We start from the raw sequence: 25536 nt of genomic DNA on the forward strand, positions 1-25536 counted from the left end.
CGTGAGCAAAACACGGAGTAACTATCTATGGGCAACAATAGATAAGGTGGGGGGGATTACGCTTGCTTTCCTCTTCAACCTCGTAATGGCGCGATGGTTCCTTTCTCCTCGTGAGTTCGGAATCATCGGGATGCTACAAATCTTCATATCCTTAGGTTATACTACTGTAATTGCGGGATTCGGCCAGTCTCTTATTCAGACCAAGGATCTCAAACAAGCTGACATTAACACCGTCTTTACCTCCAACCTAGTTTTAGCTCTAATTGTCTATGCCATACTCTATGTTGCAGCACCTGCCATTGCAGTATTTTATGGAGAGCCTATTCTAAAAGAGGTCCTTAGGGTGCTAGGCATTCAATTAATCATCTGCTCCTTTTTTATCGTTCAATATAATATTGCCTTACGAGAGTCTCAACTACGAAGGCTTTGTCTGATTACCCTTATTTCAAGTACTCTAGGATATACTATTGGCGTTATTTTAGCAAGGAGTGGAGCGGGCGTTTGGAGCTTAGTTGTAGCTACTTTAGCTCTTTATCTCTTCCAAACAATAGGCTTGTGGTTAACTACCAAGGTTTATCCAGCCTTAGGAATTAACAAAGGCTCTTTTAAGAAGCTTGTTCCTTATAGTGGATTTATCTACTTAGCGACGATTATCAACCAAGCCTATACTCATGGATTAGCAATGATCTTGGGAAAACGATTCAGCGCAATAACTCTAGGCTACTATACCCAAGCGAATAAACTACAAATGGTTCCGTCTCAGGCAATCCAAGAGGTGGGTTATCAAGTTTTATTTCCAGACTTTTCTCGCTATCAATCTTCACCAGATATACTCAAAGAGCGGTATAGAAAGAACCTGCGTTTGTTAACTATCTTAAGCGTCTTAGGCTTTAGCATCCTCTTCCTGACCGCTGAGCCTTTAGTAGTTCTACTTTTTACAGATAAGTGGTTACCCTCAGTTCCAATGCTGAAAATATTGACTCCTGTAGGACTTTTCCTTGTTCTCTCCTTTATCCCCACTTTACTTATTCGTTCTGTAGGCAAGGCTAAGAGCTACTTTGTCTTGGTAACTATCGAACGTGTCATCGGTATTGTCACTCTAGTTATACTCAGTGGCATAGGAATGTATGAGACACTTTGGGGATTGGTCGGACTCAATCTCGCTTACTTCCTGTTCAATATCTATTATGTCAGTAGGCTAGCTCCTATCACGATAAAGGAACAACTAAGTGATGTATTTCCTATTCTCCTCCTCCAAGGAGCTGTAATCATAGCTACAAACTATCTACTGAACTTTATAGCATTTTCAAATCTTATAGTGGAAATTCTAATAGGACTAGTAATACCAAGCTGTAGTGTTCTTTTATTTTGTAGCCTGCTAGGATTGACAAGTACATCAGAGCTTAGAGCCTTATTAAGACGAATAAAATGACATATTTTCAAATCGATACAGTATCAGGTAAAGAGTTGCCTTCAGCTCCTCATAAACTAAGGCCTCAAGGATCTACAGTAAGAAACCATATCTCAAATAGTATCCTATATCTAATCCTTAGTGCAAATGTCCTTCAGTATTCGTTTTGGGGTATGCAAAACCCTGCCTATGGGATACTAAGGGACATCATTATTGGCTTGGTAGCAATATTATTCTTAGTCACTGTACGCTCTCTGGAAATACAACAAGCTCTGACTAAGGTAAAGCTGTTGAGAGTATGGTTATTCTGTGCATTGTTTTTTGGAATTGGAACATTAACCGCATACGCCTTTGGTGCTACACTCACTTTTGGAACCTTAAGAGATGTAACTATAACTCTTGGTGTCCTGCTTATTGGCTACCATAAGCAAATAGACTCCACGTTTTTTGCGAGATTTACGATGCTCTACATTGTGTTAGGAGCAGTCTCAGCTTACTCGTATGTAGCCGTGTTTGGATTTGAAATACACGATCAGTATATAGTTGATTACAAAAATCAGATTGCCCCACTTTTCGCCATTCTAGCATTACTCGCCGTATCACATTCCATTTATATCAAGAGGGGAAAGTTATTAATGATCCTTAGTGCTCTATTGCTGATTACTATTATTGGAATTCTGAGATCACGTACAGCATTAGTCGCACTTCTTTTTTGTACTATGCTGTACCTCTTTAGCTCTCAGAAGGTTTCAATATGGGTTAAGGTTTTAGTCACTTGTGTACTAGTGGCATTTATAGCTTCAAACATAGAGCTGATTTCTGAGATTTTCATAGCGGGAAAACAAGGAACAGACCTCGACACTATCTCATCGGGTAGAGTATCGCGTATTTCTGACGGATTAGACTTTCTTTCAAGGGGTAATAATCTTTTGGTTGGCTCTTTGTGGGGAGAGCAATATGATGGAGGTATAGTACACCTATTCTTGATGAACCTATGGATTGAATACGGAGGAATACTATCACTCCCTATCATTTTACTCTATATTATCTTTCTAGGCAAGGTCGTAGCACGATGCTTGAAAAGAAAGGAGCGTCTTGAGAATAGATATGACGTAACGCCCTTTTTGATGCTATTTCTCTTCATCGTTAGTTTCAATGAGTATTCTTACCCGTTTTCCCCTATTAGCGCTCTATTTTTAGCCTACTTGTTATTTGGTGCTTACTTGAGACAACTACAATCTTTAGTTTAAAAACAGACGCCTATGGCACTTCATATATTACATCTAGCTAACGACTTCCCAGGATCTCGGGTTTATAATCAGCTGGTTCAAGCGATTGACCTGCGAGGAGTGCAGCAAACTATCTTTACGACAATACGAAGTGAGGATGGAAAAGGGAAAAACGCTGTAGATTTTGCTACAGATGGATCTACTATCTATTATTCTGACAATTGGCGTCCGTGGCATCGAGCGTTTTTTAGACTAAAGACTAGAAGCAATTATAAGCATTTACTTCGATCAATAGATCCCAAAACCATTACACACGTTCATGCTCATACGCTTTTTAGTGATGGCGTATTAGCCTTAAAGCTCAAGAAGGACTATGGAATACCCTATACCGTCACAATACGCGATACAGACATTAATGTTTTTATGAAGTGGATGTGGCACACTTGGTATATCGGGTGGGCTGTAATACAAAATGCAGATAAGGTCGTCTGTATCTCTCCTGCTCATATAAAAAGGGTCGAGGCTTGGAGAGCTTGTCCTCGTGAGTTTGCATCTAAGACAGTCAATATACCTAATGGTGTCAATAGTTACTGGCTTGAACAGATCTCGTGCGATTTGAAGTCTCATCAGCGAGGTGATACTTGGCATTTCCTTTACGTAGGGCGCTTCACTTCGCGTAAGAATCTTCCCCGGCTTATGCAGGCCATTCTTTCTTTAAAAGATAAAGGGGATAGTTTGGATCTTCATATTGTAGGAGGTAAAGGTGATGACACAAAACGTATTGAAACTCTAGCAAAGAGGCATCCAGAAGTGTTTTATCTGCATGGAGTGGTTCAAGACAAAGAAAAGATTCGCGCCATAATGCAACAGTGCCATATTTTCACTATGCCTTCTCTAACAGAGACCTTTGGCTTAGTCTACGTAGAAGCTCTCTCTCAGGGGTTGCCCATTCTCTATACTGAAGGAGAGGGAGTCGATGGCTTTTTCTCCTCTTCTTATGGGGAGAGATGCAATCCAAAAAGTGTCCAGGACATCGCAGAGAAGTTGGAAAGGATGCTAAGTCACTATGAAGAGTATTCTATCGATGATTCCTATTTAAAGGAGCATTTTGATTGGGATATAGTCGCAGACAAATATCTCGCTATAATGGAGCTAGACAAAAAAACAACACGAAACTGTAACAGATAAAAAGATATGAATATAGCAGTAGCAGGAACAGGATATGTAGGACTCTCTATTGCAGTCCTGCTTGCGCAACACAACAATGTGATTGCAGTAGATGTTGATCCAAGGCGTGTCGAATTGGTAAATAAGAGGCAGTCTCCTATACAAGATGACTATATCGAGGAGTTTCTTGCCTCAAAGCCTCTAAGACTTAAAGCTACGCTTGATGCTGAGGAGGGGTATGGCAATGCGGACTTTGTTGTCATTGCTACTCCGACAAATTATGATAGTGCTAAGAACTTCTTCAATACTTCTACTGTTGAAGAGGTTATCAAGCTGGTAATGACAATTAATCCATTAGCCACGATCGTTATTAAGTCCACAGTACCTGTCGGATATACTCAAGCAGTTAGGAAGGAACTGGATGCCCAGAACATTATCTTTGCTCCAGAGTTTCTTAGGGAGAGTAAGGCTCTCTATGATAATCTTTACCCGTCACGTATTATCGTGGGTTTTGATCATGGTTCAGATTCTCTGAGAGAAAAGGCTCACCAGTTTGCTCAGCTCATCTATGAGGGAGCTGTAAAGGAAGATATACCTATTCTTGAGATGGGCTCTACAGAAGCTGAAGCGGTGAAGCTTTTCGCCAACACTTATTTAGCTTTGCGGGTCTCTTACTTCAACGAGTTAGACACCTATGCAGAGCTGAAGGATTTAAACACTCGAGAAATTATCAAGGGTGTATGTCTTGACCCTCGAATAGGGGACCACTACAACAATCCATCCTTTGGATATGGAGGATACTGTCTACCTAAAGATACCAAGCAGCTCTTAGCAAACTATGCTGATGTGCCCCAAAATATGATGAGTGCTATCGTCGAGAGTAATAGTACCAGAAAGGACTTTATCGCAGATCAAATACTCAAGAGATCTGGTTACTATGACTATTATGACGAAGGGCAGTTTGCCCCACAAAAAGAAAAAGAGTGCGTCATAGGAGTCTTTCGCTTGACAATGAAAAAAGGCAGTGACAACTTCCGTCAGTCCTCTATCCAAGGAGTCATGAAACGCATCAAGGCGAAAGGAGCTAAGATTGTTATCTATGAACCAACTCTAGAAAATCACTCTACGTTCTTTGGAAGTGTCGTAGAAAACGATTTATCAACCTTCAAGGATATGTCTCAAGTCATCGTAGCCAATCGCTACGAGCCAGAACTTGAAGATGTGCAAGGTAAGGTTTATACACGAGATCTATTCAATTGCGATTAAACAGCTAACAACTTATTGCACCTATGTGTCCTACAGTATCTGTAATCATTCCCGCATACAACGAGGAACGCTTTATAGAGGATTGTCTCAATTCGGTCTATCAGCAAGACTATCCCAAGGAGCTACTAGAGGTGATTGTAGTAGATGGCAATAGCCACGATCGAACCGCAGAAATCATCCGAGAGAAGTTCCCTCAAGTAAAGCTCTTGCACAACCCTCGGAAGATAGTCCCAATATCGATGAATATGGGTCTCGAAAAAGCCCAAGGAGTCTATGTCATCCGACTAGATGCACACTGCACCTATCCAACAAACTACTTTAGCCGTCTCATTGAGTTTATGGAAACCCATCCAGAGGCAGACAACGTTGGGGGCGTATGGAACACCCTACCAGCTAATAGCTCTGCTCAAGCTCAAGCAATCGCCATTGCTCTCACATCAAAGTTTGGTATGGGCAATGCCGAATATCGGTTAGGTGCCAAAGAGGTAAAGGAGGTAGACACCGTCCCCTTCGGGTGCTATCGTCGAGAGGTCTTTGACAAGATAGGGGGCTACGACGAGGAGCTGACACGCAATCAAGACAACGAGCTGAACTCGCGTCTCAAGCAGCATGGGGGGCGCATCTTTCTGCTCCCTGACCTGCTTATAGATTACTATGCACGTCCCACGGTAAGGAAGTGTGGACGGATGTTTTATCAGTATGGACTCTTCAACCCATTGGTAGATAAGAAGCTGGGGCAGTTCACCTCGCTGAGACGTATGGTGCCACTCTTCTTCGTACTCTATCTAATACTTTTTGTAGTGCTGAGTATCATTCTGCCGAAGTTGACCCTTTGGTTTGCTATCCCCTTGCTTCTCTATCTACTGATAGATATTGTGGCATCGCTGCAGCATATAGCCAAGCCAAAGGTTGCTCTATGGCTACTCTGCATCTATCCCGTCATCCATGTCAACTATGGTATCGGTTACCTTGATGGTATCTTGCGCCTCCTCTTCAATCGCTCTTTCGTCGCTGAAGCTAATAGATAGAGTATGTGGGCGAAGTGGTTATTTGATCGGATTATGTCGCTCGTAGGGCTGATTATACTTAGCCCTGTGCTACTTGTCGTGGCGATATTGATTCGAGTGAAGATGCCAGGTGGTCCTGTCCTTTTCAAACAAAAGAGGGTAGGCAAAGAGGGAAAGCTCTTTACGATGGTCAAGTTTCGCAGTATGAGTGTGGCGCATGGTGGTAGTAGTGTCTCTGTCGCTGGGGAGTCGCGCATCACCCCGCTAGGGGCTAAGCTACGTAAGTACAAGCTAGATGAACTCCCCGAACTGTGGAACGTATTCATCGGCGATATGAGCTTCGTAGGTCCTCGTCCTGATGTACCAGGTTATACAGATAAGCTCGTGGGTGAGGATCGTGTGATACTGAAGCTACGTCCAGGGATCACTGGCCCCGCCTCCCTAAAGTATAGAGATGAGGAGACTCTTCTGGCTACTGTGGAGGATCCGATCAGGTACAATGATGAAGTGATTTTCCCCGACAAGGTAAGAATCAATAAGGAATATTACTACAATTGGTCTTTCTGGCAAGATATAAGGTACATCGTGAGGACGGTGTGTGGGGGGAAGCTGTTGGCTGTTGATGGGCTAAAAGCTAACGGCCAAAAGCCAAAAGCTAATCTCTAGAGATTTCCTCTCGAGGGGCTTGGGATCAGCCCCATTTTCATTACATTTGTAGGCAATTAAATCAGAGCTAACAGGTATGGAACAGAAGAAGATTTGGCTCTCACTCGCTGAGATGGGCGGACGAGAGCAGGAGTTTATACAGGAGGCGTTTGACACCAACTGGGTGGTGCCTCTGGGACCCAATGTGAATGGCTTCGAGGAGGACTTGACACGTTACCTCGGAGCGCTGGGCAAGCATGTCGTAGCACTTAGTGCCGGCACTGCTGCACTGCACTTAGGACTGGTCATGCTGGGTGTGGGGCGTGATGACGAGGTGATCTGTCAGAGCTTTACCTTCTCAGCCTCGGCCAATCCAATTACTAATCAAGGGGCTAAGCCTATATTTGTCGATAGCGAGCCTGACACGTGGAATATGTCTCCAGCCCTGTTACGTCAAGCTATCGAGGATCGCATCGCTCAGACTGGGCGCAAGCCTAAGGCGATCATACCGGTTCATCTGTATGGCATGCCCGCCAAGATGACCGAGATACTAGCGATCGCTGAGAAATACAACATACCTGTCCTCGAGGATGCTGCCGAGGCGCTCGGCTCTGAGTACAAGGGGCACAAGTGCGGTACGCTAGGTCGCTACGGAGCACTCTCTTTCAATGGTAATAAGATGATCACCACGTCGGGTGGTGGAGCTCTGATCTGTCCCAGTGAGGAGACGGCTCGACGTGTGCTCTTTTACGCTACGCAGGCTCGTGACAATGCGCCACACTACCAGCACACGCACATCGGCTATAACTACCGTCTGAGCAATATATCGGCAGGTATAGGTCGTGGGCAGATGCTCGTCCTCGAGGAGCATGTAGCTAAGCGTCGGCACAATCATGCTCGCTACTGCGCTCTGCTCGCTGACTGCCCTGGGGTAGAGGTGAAGTGCGCTCCCTCTGAGGAGTATAATAGCAACTACTGGCTCACCTGCGTCCTAGTTGATCCTGAGAAAGCGGGCTTCACACGTGAGGATCTGAGGCTCCAGCTGGAGGCTGAGTCTATCGAGAGCCGTCCGCTGTGGAAGCCGATGCACCTGCAGCCTGTCTTTGCTGAGGCACCACGCTATGTCGATGGTACGAGTGAGCAGCTCTTCGATAGGGGGCTCTGTCTGCCTAGCGGTACGCTGGTGACGGAGGAGGATCTGCAGCGGGTTGTGGCTGTGATCCGTAGTTTGGGCAGGTAAGAGGACGGTTGCGATGCGTCGCAAGGCGTAGATCTGTGAGGAGTTAGCTTCCCACAGATCTACGCTTTCTTCGTTTGAGACTGTTGCAAAAGTCAACAGTCTCCTTTCGAGTGTATGCGGCGACGGTGCGTGTCGCGCTCGTTATTTAGGGTTGACCTGTTACAATAAATTAAGGTTGGCTACGGATCGATACGGTGCTGTGTCGGGAAAAACTGATTTCCACGTGGATATTTCGAAATATCCACGTGGCAAATTAAAAATGCCTACGTAGGAACGAAATGAAACTTCGGAGGAATCAAACGAAACTTCGGAGGAAATGAATGACGCCCACGTGGAGAATAAAAAATATCCACGTGGAGATTTGAGATTTTCCACGTGGATATTCGAGAAAGGATGGGATCGGACGAATTTTTCTGTAAAGAGATGTAAATAGAGATTAGAGGGGAGAGGTTAGAGATTAGAAGTTAGACGACCGCTTGCGGTCGGACGCATCATAGCCCCCAGTCGGAGGAGCGAAGCTCCGAACGACTGGAGGGGTAGAGGAGCCATACGAAGCAAGCGACCTCCCCGGTGTGGAAGGTCGGACTGGGACTGCGTCTTTGCTTAGTCCGACCCACAAGGGGTCGACTTTTTACCACGTTCGCCTATCCATCGGTCGTTCGGGGCTTTTGCCCCTCCGACCGACGGCTACGATGCGTCGGACCTCTTGCGAGGTCCCTTCTTATCAGAGTGATCGGGGAGGAAGATTAGAGGTTAGAGGGAGAGGGGCTAGTGGCACTAGTGCTATCGGAGTGATCAGAGCTATCGGAGTAATCGGATTTCTAATTACTAATCTCTATCTTCTAACCTCTAATCTCTAACTTCTAACCGCCTAACTTCTAATCTCTAGCTTCTCGAAAAGCTTGAGGTCAGCCCCTTTTTCATTACATTTGTAGGCAACTAAGTCAAGACAAACCATTAGAACAGGCAATGATATGAGTGAGGAGAGAGTACAGATCAGCATGTCGAATACGAAGAAGGAGATGCTGGAGGCTTATGAGGCGTTGCTAGCAGAGGTGCAGGCTAAGAGCTTAGAGAACCCTAAAGAGGAGCAGAAGCGGGTCTCCGAGCAGAAGGTTGTGGCACAGGCTGAGGCGCTATCGGCTGACGAGTTAGATGCTTTCGCTCGTGAGGTGATGGGTGGCTTCGAGCGATCCGTCACGCAGCTTCAGAAGCAACTCAAGGAGGGCTTCGAAAAGCTCAGAACGCTTAATGAGACCATCCAGCTCAAGGAGGAGTGGATCAAGGAGCTCTATGCCATCGAAAGCAATGCGGACTCACTCTCTACACTGATTCTAGCACAGAAGAAGCAGAAAGAAGAGGCTCAGGTCGAGCTAGAGGAGACACGTGCCAAGCTGGAGCGTGAGATCGAAGAGACTCGTGAGGCGTGGCGTCACGAGCGTGAGCAATACAATGACTCTGTCAAGCAGGAGAAGGCAAACATAGCCCTCCTCCGTAAGCGCGAAGAGGAGGAGTATGACTATACGACGAGTCAGCAGCGTCGGAAAGAGGAGGATGCCTTCCAAGAGCGTCTAGAGGCTGAGGAGCGTGAGCTGACGGAGCGCAAGCAAGCTTTCGAGCGAACCTCTGCCGAGCGAGAGCGTGTCCTAGCCGATGCTGAGGGTGAGCTGCAGAGCCTACGTCAGTTGGCCGAGAGCCTGGAGAGTCGTATGCAAGAGGTGCAGACCAAAGCTGTCCAGGAGACAGAGGAGCGTCTCAACAGGGAGCATCGCTTTGCGTTTGACTTAGCTCAGAAGGAGACAGAGGGTCAGCTACGACTCAAGGATCAGCAGATAGAGCTCTTGCAGCAAAAGATCAAGGAGATAGAGAGTCAGCTCAAGGAGGCTGGAGTCAAGGTTGCCAATTCGGAGGAGACGGTCAGAGACATCGCTCTCCGTGCTATCGACTCCTCAGCGATGACGAGTCGTACGCTAGCTCGCGAGCCTCGCACGGCCGCGCCTCGTGACACAGACGAGTAGAGGACAAGCTGTCGTCAGAGAATACCTACAATCCTATGCAACGCTATATACAGTCCATCCATATTAATAAGGTACGTCATCTACATAATCTTGACATTTATATACCTGATGACGAGCATCCACATCTATTGATCACGGGTAAGAATGGAAGTGGTAAGACCTCTTTGCTGGAGGCTATACGAGATCATATTGCTCTCCTGCAAAAAGGGCAGAGCTTGGATTTCTTAAAGTATGACGAGCAAATACAATACTACGCCCAGCAACTATCTAGCTGTACAGACCCTCTAAGGAAAGCAGAACTAGAGCAAAAGCTAGCTTTTTGGCAGGAAAGGCTTGATGAGCTATATGGGGCAGTGCGTGTGGAGTTTGAAGACCCTACTCAGATTGTATTCCATAGTTCTGACAAGCTCTTTATCTGTGCGATGTATGCCGCTAGTAGAGAGGTTCGAATGTTAGAGCCACTCAACCCAACGAAGCCGACGTTCAGAGACCAGTGGCTTATCAATCAAGGAGCCTCAGATCAATTTCTCAACTATCTCTCTGATCTGAAGATCCAAGAGGCTCTTGCCCGAAATGAGCATCAGACGGAAGATGCAGACCGAATCAACGATTGGTTTGTCTCGTTCGAAGCGTTACTAGGGAAAATTTTTGGCGATAGTGGCCTGAAACTCTCTTTCAACTACAAGGACTACTCTTTTCATATAGAGACCGAAGGCAAGAGCTTTAAGTTCAACGAGCTATCAGATGGATTTGCTGCGGTGATAGATATCATATCTGACCTAATCCTAAAGATGAGCTCGATAAGCGATCGCACGATGCAGCTCTACGATATACCTGGGATCGTCTTGATAGATGAAGTGGAGACCCACTTGCATCTTTCTTTGCAGCGACAGGTGATGCCTTTACTGACTAAGGTTTTTCCAAATATCCAATTCATAGTCACGACACATTCACCTTTTGTCCTCAACTCCATTGCGTCTGCTTCTGTTTATGACTTGGAGCATCAAAAGGTATTGACTAATCTGTCTGACTACTCTTATGAGGCTTTGGCCGAGGGGTATTTTGAGGTCAGTACTCGTTCGAGTTACCTAGAGCAACAGCTGAATCGTCTTACAGAGCTCCTAGAGCAAGCAGACCTAGACATTGCAGAGCGATTTGAGGTCAAAGAACTAATCAAAGATCTTGACAAAGTATCTGAGAGTGTCTCCCCAAAGATAGCAGGCGAATACGAAGAGTTGAAAATTAAGTGGGCTGATAAACTTATCGAGATTCGAGACTATGATTCAAATCTATAAGTCCTCCACTTCGCCTAAATCCCTTGATACGGGGACTCAGTACAATGGTCAAGATGTACAGGAACAGCTACTTATAGACCAAAATAGTAAATGCTATATCTGCGAAAAGAAAGTTGTAACTGACTATCATATAGATCACTTACTCAGTCAGGCGCAACATTCTGATAAAACGACCGATTGGAGCAACCTATTGCTGACATGTTCTTATTGTAATCAGAAGAAGTCCAACGCTTACGACCAAATAATCAATCCTCTAGGACATCCTATCGAAACTTTCATCAAGCAGAAAGTGGACTACCAGAGGAACGTCGCAATCTTTGAGGGTCCCGATGATAGAGAGATTGTAGGTATAGATGAGACTATCAAGTTGCTTTCCTCTGTGTTTAATGGGAAGACTCCTGCTCGGCAAGTGCGGGAAGAGAAATTTTATGAGTACTTTTTCCATCGGATTACTCTATTTCAAAAGGCTTGTAATCAATTTCTAGCGAATAAAACGGAGCAACATAAACGGATAGTTTGTGAGCTTTTAAAGGCAGACCAAGAGTTCCTTGGATTCAAATATTGGATTATTCAATCAAATCAGACGTTGCAAAAAACCTTTCTTTCTTTTTGTCAGTGGAATAGGGATGAAATCTGAAATAGACCTTGATCTGAAAAAAAGACAGAGAGATGGAGCAAAAGAAGGTTTGGCTGTTAGCTGCGCTTGCTATTTGTGTAGTAGCTGAGGTTTTAGTACTTTTGCACTGGTAAGTAACTTCACAGAATAGACAAATAGTATATGGCTACAACAGCAGACTTTCGCAATGGCATGTGCCTAGACATTGATGGGCAGTACTACTTCATCGTAGAGTTTCTCCATGTTAAGCCGGGCAAGGGTCCTGCATTCGTTCGCACGAAGCTGCGCAATGTTGCTACGGGTCGCATCCTCGACAAGACGTGGAATAGTGGTGTCAAGGTAGACGAGGTGCGCATCGAGCGTCGTCCCTATCAGTATCTCTACAATGATGATATGGGCTACCACTTTATGCACCCCGAGACATTTGACCAGATCGCTATCAATGGCGAGCTGATCGAGGGTGTCCGCTTCCTCAAGGAGGGCGATATGGTCGAGGCGATGGTACATGCTGAGAGCGAGACGGTGCTGACCTGCGAGCTACCGGCACACGTAGATCTGCGCATCACTCATACGGAGCCTGGTATCAAGGGCGATACAGCGACCAATAGTCTCAAGCCTGCTACCGTCGAGACGGGCGCTGAGATCCGCGTACCGCTCTTTATCAATCAGGACGATGTGGTCACGGTAGATACACGTGACGGCTCCTACGTGGGGCGTGTCAAGGAGTAACCCTCTCTCCGACATCTTAATAAGCATCAAAGTGTGATGCAGCAAAAAGCCGTGCAGCTCTCCCCAAATCTGATGGAGCTACACGGCTTTTCCTGATGAGGCTACTGACTAAGCTTGAGGCTCTCGATGACTGTGGCAAAAGTCAACAGACTCTCTCTCGGTGAGTCGTTTGTTCCTGCCGTTTGATCTTTATGGAAGCATTCTCCCGTCTAGCTGGGGTGGCCATCCCCCTCTTTAGTCTGCGTCGCCACGGCGATGCGGGCTGTGGTGACTTTGCCGCTCTGGAGGCGTTTGCGCCAGTGGCGGAGCGGATGGGGATGAGCATCATACAGTTGCTCCCGCTGGAAGACACCACCCTCTATGGGGATAGTCGTGACTCCTATCCCTATCGGCCGATAGCCTCTACGGTACTCAATCCTATCTACATAGCGGTAGATCAGTTGCCCCCGCTTGCGGATCAGCAGCTGGAGCAGGAGCTACGTGCGGAGGCTGAGCGGCTGAGTGCTCAAAAGACCTTCGACTATACGCAGGTGTGGCAACTCAAGCGACGCTGGCTGTGGGCCTCCTTTACGGAGCAGGCGGACGCTTCGCGGTACTTCACCGATATGATCAATCGCTATGCCCGGCTGACGCTTAGGTATGCTCCTTTTAAGAGTACCCCTATCTGGCACTACTGGGTTTGCGAGCGAATGATTCTAGACCTATTTCCCGATTTAGATCGTGAGGAGTGGGACTTTTGGGATGCGATGAAGCGGGTTGATGAGCTGGAACAGGAAAACAAACAGCTGGTCGTCCGTACGGGCAACTTCTATGTCTACTGCTACATGGTGGCGCAGCGACAAATGCGCCGTGCCGTAGCCACGATTCGTCAGCATGGGCTGGCGCTCATGGGCGATCTGCCCGTGGGGGTAGATCCGCATGCAGCGGACACGCTTGCTTACCCGGCCCAATTTAACAAGCGACTCTCTTGCGGAGCTCCTCCCGACTACTTCTCTCCAGATGGGCAGAACTGGGGTATCGTAACCTGTCGCAGGAATTGGAAAACGCTATGGCGTGAGCGCTTTGACTATCTAGATCGCTTCTATGACTACCTGCGCGTGGATCATGTGCTGGGTTTCTTCCGCATCTGGTCCATACCACGTGACGGGCGCTCTGGGATGCTGGGCTACTTTCTTCCCTCACGACGCTACTTGAAGCGGGAGATCGCCAGGCTAGGGCTGGCCGAGACGCTACGACCGGAGTGGATAGCGCCGACCAAAAATCCTGCAACGACGCAGGTCCTTTGGATCGAACGTCTCGATGGCGGCTACGTGCCGCGCTACGACGTGGCGAGTGCTGCGCCCTTTGCGACGCTGTCGCCCGATCTGCAGGAGCGTATGCGGGCTGTCTGCGAAGAGTACTATTATAGTGCCAATGAGGAGCTATGGCGCGAGCGTGGACTGGAGCGTCTATCCTTCATGCAGAAGCTCACGAGCATCCATCTCTGTGCTGAGGATCTGGGGATGGTGCCTCAGTGTGTCTACCCCGTCCTAGAGGAGCTGGGCATCCTCAAGCTGTATGTGGAGCGCATGCCTAAGAGTGCCGGCATCGAGTTTGAGGCGGCTCCCTACTTCTCCGAGGATAGTGTCGCCACGACCTCGACGCACGACTGTGCGCCACTACGCCTCTGGTGGGCGGAAGATGCTGCGCGGTCACGTCGCTATTACGACTACTTCCTCGCTGATTACGGCGTCTCCTACGACACCACGCTCACGCCTGAGCTGGCAGAGATCATCGTACGCCGGCACTTAGAGAGTCCCTCACGACTCTGCATACTGCCGCTGCAAGATTGGCTAGCCCTGAGCCCTGAGCACTGCGCCACGGTCGATCCTCATAGCGAGCAGATTAATGATCCTAGCAATCCCCATCATGTCTGGAGCTATCGTATGCCTATCCGTGTCGAGGAGCTCCCTGACGACTGGATACGACAGCTTCGACAGATGATCTCAGAGACTCATCGGCTGTAAGATCGTCATCCTATTTTTCCCCCCCTCAAAAAACTTCTAACAACAACCCTACATATAACCTATGCGAAAGCTTAATACAAAAGAAATCAAACAACTTACGGAGCAAGGGTGCCAAGCGCAAGACTGGTCCTTGATTCGCGTTCATAGATACTTTGATGCTAGTCGCTGTCAGCAGGTACACTTCATCGGTAAGTGCGAGATAGGTGATAATCGTGGTGGTCGCCCCTCCGAGGAGGAGCCTAGCTACGTCGAGCCCTACCGCCTAGCTCACGCTAAGCTGATCAATTGTACCATCGGCGATCGAGTCATCATCGACGGCGTGCGGGACTGCATCTCGCATTACGACATCGGTGACGATGTGGTCATCCACGACATAGCAACTCTCAAGGTGATGGGCGAGACCTCCTTTGGCAATGGAACCCTCGTGGAGGTGCTCAACGAGACGGGTGGTCGTGAGGTGCCTATCTGCGATATCCTGACGGCTCAGACTGCATATATGCTGGCGATGTATCGTCACGACAAGGAGCTGCAGGCGGCGCTCTCTACGCTCGTCGAGAAGTACACAGCCTCTGTGCGGTCGGATCGTGGCACTATCGGTGAGAGTTCGCAGATCAAGCATTGTGGTCTTATGACCAACATCAAGGTGGGCCCTCACAGCTCTATCATTGGGGCCTCTGTGCTGGAGAATGGCTCGGTAAATAGTACGGTGCTGAGTCCCACACGGATCGGCTACGGAGTGATCTGTCGGGACTTTGTCTTTTCGGCTGGCTGCGTTGTGGCTGACGGCTCTAATGTCTCCCGCTGCTTTATTGGTCAGGGTTGCTCGGTGACACACCTATTCAGTGCGCATGACTCGCTATTCTTTGCGAACTGTCAGTGCGAAAACGGTGAGGCTTGTGCCGTCTTTGCAGGTCCCTTTACCGTTACGATGCACAAGAGTAGCCTTCTGATCGCTGGTTACTACTCCTTCCTTAATGCGGGCAGTGGCTCTAACCAGAGCAACCACTTGTACAAGCTCGGCCCCATTCACCAGGGGGTCGTAGAGCGTGGCAGCAAGACCACCTCTGATTCGTATGTCTTGTGGCCATCGCGTATTGGTGCTTTTAGCCTCATCATGGGGCGTCACGTGGATCATATTGACTCGTCAGACTTCCCCTTCTCTTATATTATAGAGAATGACAACCAGACCTACCTCGTGCCTGGCACTAACCTGCGTAGCGTCGGTACCATCCGTGATACCAAGAAGTGGCCTAAGCGTGATAAGCGTCACCCAGAGGAAAAACTCGACTGCATCAACTTCAACCTCCTCTCGCCCTATACGGTCGGTAAAATGTACAAAGGGTGGCACAAGCTCAAAGCGCTTGAGACACACCTCGGCAGTTCCAATGCGACCTATATCTATCACGACATGCATATCCGTCATAGCTCTCTCGTCAAGGGGTGTCGCTACTACGAGATGGGTATCGTCAAGTTCCTCGGCAACTCACTCATCCAGCGCATCCAGACCCAAGCACCCAAGAGCAAGCGTGAGCTAGTCACCTGCCTGTCGCCCACCAGCAATGAGGGCCTCTCGGACTGGCTCGACCTAGCGGGTATGATCGCTCCACGCCGACTCATACGCAGCCTGATCACACAAATCAAAGAGGGGCAGATCAAGACGCTCCAAGAGGTCAATGTCGCCATCCGCTCCATACATAGTCGCTATTATGAGATCGAGTGGCACTGGGCATACGATCTGCTCTTGCGTTGGTACGATATATCAGCCAAAGATCTGACCGTGGAGCGGGTCATACAGATTGTCAAAGAGTGGCAAGAGACCGTCATCGCACTAGACGAGTGTCTGCTCAAGGATGCTCACAAGGAGTTTGAGATGCTCACGCAGGTAGGTTTCGGCATAGATCTCAACGGAGAGCATAATCGTCGTATCGACTTTGAGCAGGTGCGAGGCAGCTATGAGGACAATGCTTTCGTTGCAGAGGTTCACGACCATATACGTCGCAAGAAGCTCCTCGGCGAGACGATCCTAGCGCAGATAGACGCGCTCCCCGAGTGATCCCGTAGACTATTGTATAGTACCACTTGGAAATATACCTTTGTAGTGAACCGAAAAACATAATGTGGTATGATTCGAGAGAAGCTTAAAGTTATCCTAACCATAGCTCTACTAGGGGCTGTCCTAGGCATCTTCCCGTCCTGTCAGAAGGACAATAAGGAGCCTGTCAGCAAGACTCCCCAGCTTGCAGGAACCCACTGGGAGGGATCTATTACGGACACCGAATATGAGGAGTCCCTTCCATATAAGATTATTTTCTTTTCTGACGCAAAAGGAGAAGCTACGCTCCCAATCGTTAAGGGTCGATGGGATAACCGTAAAGAGGACGGAACTGTTTGGGAAGTTACAATCCCCTTTTCATACTCGGAGGGAGACTCTTACATTGAGTTTAATGCAGATATGTCTGAATACTCAGGAGACCAAGGTTGTGTAACCGCTATAAAACATCTTTTGCATGGCTATTGGCTTGTAAAAAGAGCTACTGAAGATGAGCTGTCCTTCTATAGGACACCAGGAGCAGAGGTCTTCATAACCCTCAAAAGGGTACCTTAAGACTTATACTAGTCCTAACGATCACAACCACATTGCCCCCCGATCGGGACAATGTGGTTGTGTGTGTTATGGAGTCATCAAAACAAGGCGTGACAGCAAGATAATTAGTACCTTTGCAGGAGAGCCGAGCTGTCACGACAGCGAGGCGTCGTTACGTTGTATACTTATCCTTATAATATATGTCGCTACAGTGCGGTATCGTAGGACTACCCAACGTCGGTAAGTCCACTTTGTTTAACTGCTTGTCGAACGCTAAGGCGCAGTCGGCCAACTTCCCCTTCTGCACGATCGAACCCAACGTCGGGGTCATCACCGTGCCGGATGAGCGTCTCAATAAGTTGGTCGAGATGGAGCACCCTAAGCGGACGGTGCCTGCCACAGTGGAGATTGTCGATATAGCAGGACTGGTCAAGGGTGCTAGCCAGGGTGAGGGACTGGGTAATAAGTTCCTCTCCAACATCCGCGAGACCGATGCGATCATACACTTGCTGCGCTGCTTCGACGATGACAACATCACACACGTTGACGGCTCTATAGATCCTGTGCGGGACAAAGAGATCATTGACACGGAGCTACAGCTCAAGGATCTGGAGACGGTGCAGACGCAGCTCAAGAAGTCCGAGCGGCAGGCTCAGACGGGGGGCGACAAGCAGGCGAAGATCCGTGTAGCGCTCCTCAAGCGTCTCGAAGAGGCACTGCTACAAGGCCTTAACGCGCGCTCGGTGACGCCAGAAAGCAAGGACGAGGAGCAGGTGTTGCGAGACCTTTTCCTCCTAACGGCTAAGCCCGTCCTCTACGTCTGCAATGTTGACGAGGCGAGTGCCGCCACGGGCAATGCTTATGTGGAGGCCGTTCGCAAGGCTATCGCTCATGAGGATGCCGAGCTACTGGTCGTATCGGCGCATATCGAGAGCGAGATAGCGGAGCTGGAGGAGTATGAGGAGCGTCAGCTCTTCCTGCAGGAGCTAGGACTAGAGGAGACGGGTGTCAACCGCTTGATCCGTGCTGCCTACAAGTTGCTCAACCTCGAGACCTTCTTTACGGCGGGGCCTGATGAGTGCCGTGCCTGGACTTTTGTCAAGGGGAGCAAGGCTCCTCAGTGTGCAGGGATCATACACACCGACTTCGAGCGTGGCTTCATACGTGCTGAGGTGATCAAGTATGAGGACTACGTGCACTACGGCTCCGAGACGGCTGTCAAGGAGGCTGGCCGTATGGCGGTCGAGGGCAAGGACTACATTGTACAGGACGGAGACATCATGCACTTCCGCTTTAACGTATAGCGCCTCTAGTACAAAGTATTAACACCGAAACAGAATCAACCTATGCCGGACAAAATAATTATCGCAGACTTTGGGTCGCAGACTACACAGCTCATAGGTCGTCGTCTGAGAGACCTCAACACTTACTGCGAGATAGTCCCTTACAACAAGATCCCGACAGACCTGACGGGCGTCCGAGGCATCATCCTCTCGGGAAGCCCTTACTCGGTCTATGCTGAGGAGGCTTTTACCGCAGACATAGCAGCTATCCGTGGGCGGTTACCGATCTTGGGTATCTGCTATGGAGCGCAGTTGATGGTGCATCAGAATGGAGGCTCCGTGGAGAACTCCAATACCCGTGAGTACGGCGCCTCTACGCTACAACTGGTGGACAAGGGCGACCCGCTACTCGCAGGGCTTTCGCCACAGCACACGGTCTGGATGTCGCATGGTGACACGATCACCCGTCTTCCTGAGGGCTTTAAGGTGATCGCCTCGACTCCCTCGGTGCAGTATGCCGCTTATAGGATAGCGGGTGAGGAGACGTGGGGCGTACAGTTTCACCCAGAGATACATCACAGTGAGGAGGGTACGAAGCTCCTTGACAACTTTGTCACGCTCTGTGGCATCAAGGGCGAGTGGTCGTCTGAGTCTTTCATCGAGAGCAGCATCGCCTCAATCAAGGCGCAGGTAGGTGACGAGCAGGTCATCATGGCGCTCAGCGGAGGCGTGGACAGCTCGGTCGCAGCGGTCCTCCTACATCGTGCTATCGGCAATCAGCTCACCTGTATTTTTGTGGATCATGGCTTGATGCGACTAGGCGAGGCGGAGCAGATCTTGGCAGACTACAAGGCACTCGGACTAGGCTGTATCAAGGTCGACGCGAGTGCGAAGTTCCTCGGAGATCTAGCTGGTGTTCGTGATCCCGAGGCTAAGCGTAAGGTGATCGGTAGGGACTTCATCGAGGTCTTTGAGGCTGAAGCTAAGAAGCTTCCGCAGGCTCGTTGGCTGGGGCAGGGAACTATTTACCCAGACATCATCGAGTCTATTAACATCACGGGCAAGGTGATCAAGAGCCACCACAACGTGGGTGGACTGCCTGAGCGTATGCACCTGAAGCTGGTGGAGCCGCTGAAGCATCTCTTTAAGGATGAGGTGCGTCGTGTTGGCTTGGCACTATCGATGCCACGACACATGATCTTTCGCCATCCCTTCCCAGGCCCGGGTCTAGGCATACGTGTCTTAGGCGAGGTGACTCCTGAGAAGGTGGCTATCCTCCAGCAGGCTGACAAGATATACACCGACATGCTCCGCAAGTACAACCTCTACGACGAGGTGTGGCAGGCGGGAGCTATCCTACTGCCGGTGCAGAGCGTAGGGGTCATGGGTGACGAGCGCACCTACGAGTACACGGTGGCACTACGGGCGGTGACGAGCGTCGATGCGATGAGCGCTGACTGGGCTCGGCTGCCGTACGACTTCCTCGCAGAGGTCTCTAACGAAGTCATAAACAAGGTGCGTGGCGTCAATCGTGTCTGCTACGATGTGTCGTCAAAGCCACCCGCAACGATTGAGTGGGAGTAACGCTTCGCTCAGTCTACTATTTAATACCTATTCAATATGTCTACCTATAAAGCTATCGATAGTCGCAAGGTGACCACCCGACGACTACTCGAGATGAAAGAGCGTGGGGAGAAGATCTCTATGCTTACTGCCTACGACTACTCTGCAGCACAGATCATCGATGCTGCCGGTATGGATGTGATCCTCGTAGGCGACTCAGCCAGTAATGTGATGGCGGGTAATGTGACTACGCTGCCTATCACGCTCGACCAAATGATATACCACGGCAAGAGTGTGATGAAAGCGGTGCAGCGTGCACTGGTCGTCGTAGACCTTCCTTTCGGCTCTTATCAGGGCAACTCGAAGATCGCTCTAGAGAGTGCGATCAAAGTGATGAAGATCACCCATGCTGATGCGATCAAGATCGAGGGCGGTAGCGAGATCCGTGAGTCGGTAGAGCGTATCCTCTCGGCTGGTATCCCGATTATGGGACACCTCGGGCTGACTCCTCAGTCGATCAATAAGTTTGGCTCTTATGCTGTACGTGCCAAGGAGCAGGCGGAGGCTGACAAGTTGCTGGCCGATGCACATCTTCTCGAGGAGCTAGGTTGCTTTGCCCTCGTACTGGAGAAGATACCAGCACCTCTGGCTACCAAGGTCGCCTCTGAGCTAACGATCCCCGTCATCGGCATCGGAGCAGGCGGTGGGGTAGACGGACAAGTCCTCGTCATGCACGACATGCTCGGCATCACGCAAGGCTTTAGCCCGCGCTTCTTGCGTCGCTACGCTGACCTGGGCTCTATGATGACCGAGGCGGTGCAGCACTACATAGCAGACGTCAAGAGCCAAAACTTCCCCAACGAGGAAGAGTCTTACTAAGTCTCAACTCCGCAAATCTCACTTGAGACTGTTGCAAAAGTCAACAGTCTCACAATCTTGCTTGCAAGATTGTCATGACTTTGCAGAAAGGATGAAGCGCAAGGCGCTGAGGGTGAGGTCTGAAGGGAGCATACCTCCGTATGTGACCGAAGCCAAATCCCGAAAGCAACACAGCGATTCGCCTTTATGCAACAGTCTCCACTTGTGACGATTGGGATGGACGGACAGCTAGTACCGAGTCGGAGGGCGTCCGTTGCGTCAAAGGTTACAGCATCGTGGTTTTAAAGTGTAGGAATGCATGGTCGTGCGTTCCTACATTGTCTGTCATGTGTCCCTGCAGATCGTTACCCGTTCTGGGTCGGTTGCTTCTCTTCTAGCGTCGCTTTCGTCTGAAATAGGAGACCATCAGCTCACGGCACTCCTCCTCGCAGACACCCCCCACGATGATGCTCTTGGGGTGGGGGAGCGCATCGCTATAATGCATATAGCCACCCTTGGGGTCGGCGGTACCATAGACGATACGCCCTATCTGTGTCCAGCGCAAAGCTCCCATGCACATAGGGCACGGCTCGACGGTGACGTAGAGCGTGCACTGCGGTAGGTACTTACCTCCGATGGCTGCCGTCGCCTGCGTGATGGCGAGCATCTCGGCATGAGCTGTGGGGTCGTTGAGCAGCTCGACTTGATTATGACTCTTTGCTAAGATGCGTGTGCCGACGGCTATGACTGCCCCGATGGGTACTTCGTCGGCTTCGTAAGCTACGAGAGCTTGCTGGAGAGCTAGTTGCATCATGCGCTCGTCTAGACGGGGATCTATGGGAGGCAGCGCGATCATACTTAGCCAAAGATAGAGTCTAGCGTGGAGAAGAGCTCGGCGCCACGCAGAGAGCGAGCTATGATCGTCCCATCGGGAGCTATCAGCATGATCTCGGGAATGCTATAGATGCCGTAAGCGATAGAGGTCTGGGATGATGGGTCGTAGAGTTGCGTCCATGGTAGCTGATAGTCCTCAAGGAGCAGATCTTGGTTGTATGCCTCGTCCCAGAGGAAAATGCCGATCATGTTTAGCCCTCGATCATGGTAGATGTCGTAAGCTTTGATCAGATTGGGCATCTCGTCGAGGCAAGGTTTGCACCAGCCTGACCAGCAGTGCAGGAGGGTGTAGCAGCCTGGGGGCATGTGATCTGAGAGACGGGTCGTATCATCTTGGAGGGTCTCTAGAGTCAGGTCAACCATTGGCGTGCCAGGAGCGGTACGATAATAATTGTCGTAGATGAGTAAATAGAGGGCTATCTCGCTATTGTTCAGCACGACAGGTCCCATATACTTACGAACGAAAGGCACCGTCTCGAGGAGACTCTCATAGTTGATCGTCAGGAGCATCACGGAGGAGATGATCCCAACAGGGTCGTTGGGGTGGCGTAGGCAATATTCCTTAGCGAGTACTATGTAGTCATCGATAGAGCTCTTAAAGTTCTGATCGAAAGCGTCATAGAGCGCACTATCAGAAGGTATAGCAGCGAGCTTTAGCTTGAATTCAGTGCCTAGGCTGTCTAGGGAGTCATAGAGGCGGTTGAGCTCTTTATTGAGATAGTCCCCCTCGAGTAGTCTACGCTTGATGAAGTCAATGGAGAGCGGCTGCGTCGTGAGAATGACTGGGATAGGTTGCTCTCCTGTTACCTCTAGGTAAGCGATGTCTTTGCTCATACTGTCCACATAGTTGCCCTTGAGGAGAAACTGCCCTTTGTGTACAAAGCCACTGTCGATAGTCTTACCGCCTAGTACTAGCTTGACTATTGGGGGGTCGGCACCTTCCTGCGCATTGGTGTATCCCGATATGTGGTACTTCTTCTGCTGCTGGCAGCTATAGAAGAGAGTCATTGCAACGAAAGAGAGCAGTAGCAGCCTCGTGAGATGCTGCCGACAGAGCAGTGATGGCGTGCGGGTAGACATGAGAGGAGGAACGGTTTATTACGACTCGGGCATCAAGATCTCTAGTAGCTCCTGGACCCCTTGTGTGGCTACCTTCTGGATATGAGTAACATGAGCGATGCCGTGCGTGTTGACCTCTTTGGGATCAATGAGGTAGATGGGGGTGCCGTTGGGAACGTAGGCTAGGAGGCTCGCAGCGGGGTAAACGTTGAGCGAAGTGCCGACGACCACCATGATGTCTGCCTGGCTAGCCTCACGAATGGCTGGCTCGATCATTGGCACCGCCTCGCCAAACCATACGATAAAGGGTCTCAGCTGCGACCCATCGGGAGCGAGATCACCCACATGCAGGTCGGGGTGTTTGGGATCGACGAGGTAAGTCTTCTGCGTATTGCGTACGGAGCAGTTTTTCATCAGCTCGCCATGGAGGTGTATCACCTTGCTGCTGCCCGCACGCTCGTGGAGGTTGTCTACATTTTGCGTCACAACGGTTACATCGTACTGACGCTCCAGCTCAGCTAGCCCGTAGTGTGCCGCGTTAGGCTCGCAGCCCACATAGTCGCGACGACGTGCATTGTAAAAGTCTAGCACCAGCTTGGGATTGCGTATAAAGCCCTCGATAGAGGCTACGTCCTGGACGGGGTAGTTCTCCCACAACCCGTCACTATCTCTAAAGGTTGATATACCACTCTCGGCACTGACGCCAGCGCCTGTGAGGATGACCAGCTTGCGCTTCGCTTGATTGTTTGGGTTATTCATGATGTCTGTCTTCTTTATAGTGTGCACCTAAGATACGAAACTTATTTCTCAAGGTCAAATAGAGGTTCGGGTTGCAAGAGCTGAAAGCCCTGTCGGTGCAAGGGGCAGGAGCCATATTGGCGTATCCCCTCACGGTGCTGTGCTGTCGGGTAACCTTTGTTTTGCTCCCAGCCGTAGTGCGGGTATTCTTGTGCTTGCTGAGTCATATACGCATCTCGGTGCGTCTTGGCAAGGATAGAAGCGGCAGCGATGGCTAGGTAGCGGTCATCGCCCTTGACGATCGTGTGGTACTCGACCTCGTCGGGACGCGGGTCGTAGTAGTTGCCGTCGATGAGCAGACGCTCGGGTGTGCAGGGCAATGCCTCGATGGCGCGCTGCATGGCGAGCATAGAGGCGTGGAGGATATTGATTTGCTGGATCTCTTGAATGGTTGCCACGCCTACCGCCCACGCTGTGGCATGCTCCTCGATGAAGAGGCGTAGCTCCTCACGCTGCCTAGCCGTGAGCTTCTTACTATCTCGCAGATGCGGATGGTCTAGCGTGTCGGGCCAGACGACCGCTGCCGCATAGAGGTCTCCCGCGAGGGCTCCTCGCCCAGCCTCGTCACAGCCACACTCGATGAGTCCGTCCGATGCGTAGCGATGTAGTAAGGGCATGCTCCTTTAGCCTAGCATGGTGAGAGCACGTCGTAACGCTTTCGCAAAGATCTCTAGGTCCTCGTGCGTGTTGTACAGCCCGAGAGAAGCTCGGATCGTGGCGTGGTGTCCCATCCCCTCGATGAGCGGGATAGCGCAGTGATGCCCCGTGCGGAGTGCTACGCCTTGCTGGTCTAGGAGCAGGCCGAGGTCGTAAGCGTGTGCTTGGTGGCTGATGAAGGTGACGACGGCTCCTTTGCCAGGGGCGGTGCCGAGGATCTCGAGCGAAGGCTCCTGACTGATGATCTGCGTGAGATGCTCTAGGAGCTCCGTCTCGTAAGCATGGATGCGGTCGAGACCGATCGCTGAGATGTACTCAACGGCTGTGGCAAAGGCGTGCGAACCGATGAAATCGGGCGTGCCTGCCTCAAACTTGTACGGTAGCTCGTTGAAGGTAGTCTCCTCAAAAGATACATGCTCGATCATCTCGCCACCATACTGGTAGGGCGGTATCTGCTCGAGGAGCTTACGACGTCCCCATACGATGCCGATGCCTGTAGGACCGTACACTTTGTGAGAGGAGCAGACGTAAGCATCGATGCCTAGCTCCTGAACGTTGACCGACATGTGGGGCGCAGACTGCGCTCCGTCGACGATGAAGATAGCTCCCTTGTCGTGAGCCAGACGGGCCAGCTGTGCGACGGGATTGACCGTGCCGAGGACGTTGCTCACATGCGCTACGGAGACGATCTTGGTGCGGTCGGAGAGTAGAGCCTCAAAGGCGGGTAGGTCTAGCGAACCGTCCGCTAGCAGCGGAGCGACACGTAAATGCGCTCCCTTGCGTAGGCAGAGCTGTTGCCACGGTACGAGGTTAGCGTGGTGCTCCATAGCGGTGATCAGCACTTCGTCATCGGGTCCGACGAGCGTTTCGCCAGCCGTAGAGGCTAGCAGGTTGAGCCCCTCGGTGGTGCCGCGTGTGAAGATCACTTCGTTAGGGTCAGACGCCCCGATAAAGTGCGCCAGTGTGGCACGCGCCGCTTCGTGGCGATCAGTCGCCTCACGGCTGAGCTGGTAGACACCTCGGTGGACGTTGGCATTGTATCGTGTGTAGCCCTCGGTGATAGCATCGATGACCACTTGGGGCTTTTGCGTAGTGGCACCACTGTCTAGGTAGACCCAGCCAGGCTGCGCTGAGGCGTAGTGCTGTATGAGCGGGAAGTCTAGACGATATGAGGAGAGGTCTGTAGAAGACATAAGGATAAAGGGGAAATA

General features: G+C 50.2%; 22 protein-coding genes. 17 read left to right on the top strand and 5 right to left on the bottom strand.

Translation table 11 applies throughout. From position 1 onward, the window contains the following. Nucleotide 1 precedes the first annotated feature (1 nt). The 17 genes from PORAS_RS04805 to panB all read left to right on the top strand — a co-directional run bounded on the left by PORAS_RS04805 (nt 2) and on the right by panB (nt 20938). On the top strand, nt 2–1432 hold the full coding sequence (locus PORAS_RS04805) for a lipopolysaccharide biosynthesis protein (protein ID WP_013760387.1): 1431 nt from the start codon (nt 2–4) through the stop codon (nt 1430–1432). After that, nucleotides 1429–2661, top strand: a complete 1233-nt coding sequence (locus PORAS_RS04810) for a hypothetical protein (RefSeq protein ID WP_013760388.1) — start codon at nt 1429–1431, stop codon at nt 2659–2661. The genes PORAS_RS04805 and PORAS_RS04810 overlap by 4 nt, the downstream gene beginning before the upstream one ends. A gap of 12 nt (nt 2662–2673) precedes the next feature. Further along, nucleotides 2674–3828, top strand: a complete 1155-nt coding sequence (locus PORAS_RS04815; RefSeq protein ID WP_013760389.1) for a glycosyltransferase family 4 protein — start codon at nt 2674–2676, stop codon at nt 3826–3828. A 6-nt stretch (nt 3829–3834) separates the two neighbouring features. Beyond that, the gene (locus PORAS_RS04820; protein ID WP_013760390.1) at nt 3835–5073 is read left to right on the top strand and encodes a nucleotide sugar dehydrogenase; all 1239 of its coding nucleotides are present in this window, start codon (nt 3835–3837) and stop codon (nt 5071–5073) included. Between the two features lie 23 nt (nt 5074–5096). Further along, nucleotides 5097–6101, top strand: coding sequence for a glycosyltransferase family 2 protein (locus tag PORAS_RS04825; protein ID WP_013760391.1), 1005 nt, complete (start codon nt 5097–5099; stop codon nt 6099–6101). A 3-nt stretch (nt 6102–6104) separates the two neighbouring features. Beyond that, nucleotides 6105–6746, top strand: a complete 642-nt coding sequence (locus tag PORAS_RS04830; RefSeq protein WP_013760392.1) for a sugar transferase — start codon at nt 6105–6107, stop codon at nt 6744–6746. Nucleotides 6747–6822: 76 nt separating this feature from the next. Beyond that, nucleotides 6823–7965 carry a DegT/DnrJ/EryC1/StrS family aminotransferase gene (locus tag PORAS_RS04835; RefSeq protein ID WP_013760393.1) on the top strand — a complete coding sequence of 381 codons (1143 nt, stop codon included), beginning with the start codon at nt 6823–6825 and terminating at the stop codon, nt 7963–7965. 974 nt (nt 7966–8939) lie between these two features. Beyond that, nucleotides 8940–9983: a coiled-coil domain-containing protein gene (locus tag PORAS_RS04840; RefSeq protein ID WP_013760394.1), complete on the top strand. Its 1044-nt coding sequence runs from the start codon at nt 8940–8942 to the stop codon at nt 9981–9983. 35 nt (nt 9984–10018) lie between these two features. Beyond that, nucleotides 10019–11278 (top strand): AAA family ATPase, encoded by a 1260-nt coding sequence (locus PORAS_RS04845; protein WP_013760395.1) that lies wholly within the window; start codon nt 10019–10021, stop codon nt 11276–11278. After that, entirely contained in the window at nt 11262–11915 is a 654-nt protein-coding gene (locus tag PORAS_RS04850) for an HNH endonuclease (protein WP_013760396.1), read from the top strand. The genes PORAS_RS04845 and PORAS_RS04850 overlap by 17 nt, the downstream gene beginning before the upstream one ends. Nucleotides 11916–12056: 141 nt before the next feature. Continuing rightward, the gene (gene efp, locus PORAS_RS04855) at nt 12057–12623 is read left to right on the top strand and encodes an elongation factor P (protein WP_004330866.1); all 567 of its coding nucleotides are present in this window, start codon (nt 12057–12059) and stop codon (nt 12621–12623) included. A gap of 191 nt (nt 12624–12814) precedes the next feature. Beyond that, nucleotides 12815–14629 (top strand): 4-alpha-glucanotransferase, encoded by a 1815-nt coding sequence (locus PORAS_RS04860; RefSeq protein ID WP_004330863.1) that lies wholly within the window; start codon nt 12815–12817, stop codon nt 14627–14629. 61 nt (nt 14630–14690) lie between these two features. After that, on the top strand, nt 14691–16682 hold the full coding sequence (locus tag PORAS_RS04865) for a DUF4954 family protein (protein WP_013760397.1): 1992 nt from the start codon (nt 14691–14693) through the stop codon (nt 16680–16682). Between the two features lie 69 nt (nt 16683–16751). Then, nucleotides 16752–17234 (top strand): hypothetical protein, encoded by a 483-nt coding sequence (locus PORAS_RS04870; RefSeq protein ID WP_013760398.1) that lies wholly within the window; start codon nt 16752–16754, stop codon nt 17232–17234. A 179-nt stretch (nt 17235–17413) separates the two neighbouring features. Continuing rightward, the gene (gene ychF / locus PORAS_RS04875) at nt 17414–18517 is read left to right on the top strand and encodes a redox-regulated ATPase YchF (protein ID WP_004330877.1); all 1104 of its coding nucleotides are present in this window, start codon (nt 17414–17416) and stop codon (nt 18515–18517) included. A gap of 42 nt (nt 18518–18559) precedes the next feature. Beyond that, nucleotides 18560–20080 carry a glutamine-hydrolyzing GMP synthase gene (guaA, locus tag PORAS_RS04880; protein ID WP_013760399.1) on the top strand — a complete coding sequence of 507 codons (1521 nt, stop codon included), beginning with the start codon at nt 18560–18562 and terminating at the stop codon, nt 20078–20080. Between the two features lie 36 nt (nt 20081–20116). Beyond that, on the top strand, nt 20117–20938 hold the full coding sequence (gene panB / locus PORAS_RS04885; protein WP_004330871.1) for a 3-methyl-2-oxobutanoate hydroxymethyltransferase: 822 nt from the start codon (nt 20117–20119) through the stop codon (nt 20936–20938). 373 nt (nt 20939–21311) lie between these two features. Here panB and PORAS_RS04890 read toward each other — a convergent pair whose 3' ends face one another. From PORAS_RS04890 to PORAS_RS04910, 5 genes are read right to left on the bottom strand one after another with little or no spacing between them, the layout of a single operon-like run. Then, complete coding sequence (locus tag PORAS_RS04890) at nt 21312–21773, bottom strand: nucleoside deaminase (protein ID WP_004330874.1); 462 nt, start codon at nt 21771–21773, stop codon at nt 21312–21314. Nucleotides 21774–21775: 2 nt separating this feature from the next. Further along, nucleotides 21776–22891 carry a peroxiredoxin family protein gene (locus PORAS_RS04895; protein ID WP_013760400.1) on the bottom strand — a complete coding sequence of 372 codons (1116 nt, stop codon included), beginning with the start codon at nt 22889–22891 and terminating at the stop codon, nt 21776–21778. Nucleotides 22892–22909: 18 nt separating this feature from the next. After that, nucleotides 22910–23629, bottom strand: coding sequence for an SIR2 family NAD-dependent protein deacylase (locus PORAS_RS04900; RefSeq protein WP_013760401.1), 720 nt, complete (start codon nt 23627–23629; stop codon nt 22910–22912). 41 nt (nt 23630–23670) lie between these two features. Further along, a complete protein-coding gene (locus PORAS_RS04905) occupies nt 23671–24285 on the bottom strand; it encodes a ribonuclease HII (protein ID WP_004330878.1) in 615 nt (204 codons plus the stop codon). Between the two features lie 6 nt (nt 24286–24291). After that, entirely contained in the window at nt 24292–25518 is a 1227-nt protein-coding gene (locus PORAS_RS04910) for an aminotransferase class V-fold PLP-dependent enzyme (RefSeq protein WP_013760402.1), read from the bottom strand. Nucleotides 25519–25536: the final 18 nt, after the last annotated feature.

Source organism: Porphyromonas asaccharolytica DSM 20707, from assembly GCF_000212375.1.
Lineage (GTDB): Bacteria > Bacteroidota > Bacteroidia > Bacteroidales > Porphyromonadaceae > Porphyromonas > Porphyromonas asaccharolytica.